This is a genomic window from Hydrogenophaga sp. (assembly GCF_041633695.1).
Classification (GTDB): domain Bacteria; phylum Pseudomonadota; class Gammaproteobacteria; order Burkholderiales; family Burkholderiaceae_C; genus Hydrogenophaga.
In genome coordinates this window covers 1-1,749 of the sequence record NZ_JBFJMY010000662.1, presented here as the reverse complement: position 1 = coordinate 1,749, position 1,749 = coordinate 1, and the positions used below count along the sequence as shown (strand labels likewise).

At 60.4% G+C, this 1,749-nt stretch carries 3 protein-coding genes; all 3 read left to right on the top strand.

Going from position 1 to position 1,749, the window contains the following annotated elements:
* Positions 1–384, top strand: a 384-nt coding sequence (locus ABYB95_RS22975) for a phosphogluconate dehydrogenase C-terminal domain-containing protein (protein ID WP_372662510.1), incomplete at its 5' end; no start/stop codon positions are given.
* 70 nt (positions 385–454) lie between these two features.
* Positions 455–1,399 (top strand): D-ribose ABC transporter substrate-binding protein, encoded by a 945-nt coding sequence (locus ABYB95_RS22970; protein ID WP_372662507.1) that lies wholly within the window; start codon positions 455–457, stop codon positions 1,397–1,399.
* 97 nt (positions 1,400–1,496) lie between these two features.
* On the top strand, positions 1,497–1,749 hold a 253-nt coding region (locus ABYB95_RS22965; RefSeq protein WP_372662504.1), incomplete at its 3' end, for a DUF2291 family protein.

The following is a 1,749-nucleotide window of genomic DNA, read 5'->3' as shown; positions in this document are numbered from 1 at the left end:
GGACCCGCCGAACATTACGACATGGGTGAGGCCATCGCGCGCACCATTTACGCGCCGATTCTTCGCTCCTACCCCATGACGGTGGAGCACATGGCGCTGCTGGAGCCCGGCTTGTCCGAGACGGTGTGCGCCACCTTGCTGGCGGTGATGCGCGACGGTATGGACGAAGTGGTGCGTCGCGGTGTGCCCAAGGAGGCCGCGCGCGACTTCCTGCTGGGCCACATGAACATCTTGGCTGCGGTGATCTTCGAGGAGATCCCGGGCGCCTTCTCCGATGCCTGCAACAAGGCCATTGAGTTCGGAAAACCCCGATTGATGCGAGACGACTGGCGGGACATTTTCCAGCCTGCCGAAATCGCCGACAGCATTAAGCGTATTACCTGAACGAAGACGCTTATCCGCGGCGGACACCGTCCGCCATCTTTCCCAGCAAGCTAAAAAAGATGAGGCAAACATGAACCCTTCCCGCAAACTGCTGGCCGCCATTCCGGCAGCCTTGGTCCTGAGTTTTGGCATCGCGGCATCGGCCAGCGCCAAAGACCTGATCGCGATCATCACACCGTCGCACGACAACCCCTTCTTCAAGGCGGAAGCCGTCGGCGCCGAAGCCCGCGCCAAGGCGCTCGGCTACGACACCCTGGTGCTGGTGCACGATGACGATGCCAACAAGCAGAACCAGCTGTTCGACACGGCCATTGCCCGCAAGGCCAAGGCCATCATCCTGGACAACGCGGGTTCAGAGGCTTCTGTGTCGGCCGTGAAAAAGGCCAAGGACGCGGGTATTCCGTCGTTTCTGATCGACCGTGAAATCAACACCACGGGCATTGCCGTGAGCCAGATCGTGTCGAACAACTACCAGGGCGCGCAGCTGGGCGCTGAAGAGTTTGTGAAGCTCATGAAAGAAAAGGGCAAGTACGTTGAACTGGTGGGGCGCGAAGCCGACATCAACGCCGGTGTGCGCTCCAAGGGCTACCACGATGTGATCGACAAGTACAAAGGCCTGCAAATGGTGGCCCGCCAATCGGCCAACTGGAGCCAGCCCGAAGCCTTCAAGATCATGGAGAGCATTCTCCAGGCCAACCCTGAAATCAAGGGCGTGATCTCGGGCAACGACACCATGGCCATGGGCGCATGGGCGGCTCTGGTTGCCGCCAAGCGTACCGATGTGATCGTGGTCGGTTTCGACGGCAGCAACGACGTGCGCGATTCGATCAAGAAGGGCGGCATCAAGGCCACGGTGTTGCAGCCAGCCTACCGCCAGGCCGAAGTGGCCGTGGAGCAGGCCGACAAGTTCATCAAGACGGGATCGACCGGCCTGCCGGAGAAGCAGTTGATGGATTGCGTGCTGATCAACAGCAAGAACGCCGGCAAGCTGGAAACCTTCACGCTCGCCAAGTAAACAGGCGCATGCCACCGAGCAGCAGGACTGTTCGGTGGCATCGTTTTCATTCCCGGACGGGCAAGACCTTTTCACTGGCCACACGAGCCGAGTGTCCATGCACACCAAAAATCTGATCCGAATGATTCCCGTCGTCCTGATGCTGGGCGCCACGGGGCTGGCGCTGACCGGCTGCAAGATCGAGCGCAAATCGCAAGCCGAGCAGAGAGCCAATTCCTCTGTGGCGGGTAGTTTCGAAAACAAGTCGTTTGACCCCAAGGCCGAAGTTCAGGCCATGTGGGACAGCAAGGTGTTGCCCGCGATCAACACGATGGCGGTGGACTACCCCGCCCTCGAGGCCCACGCCGAGG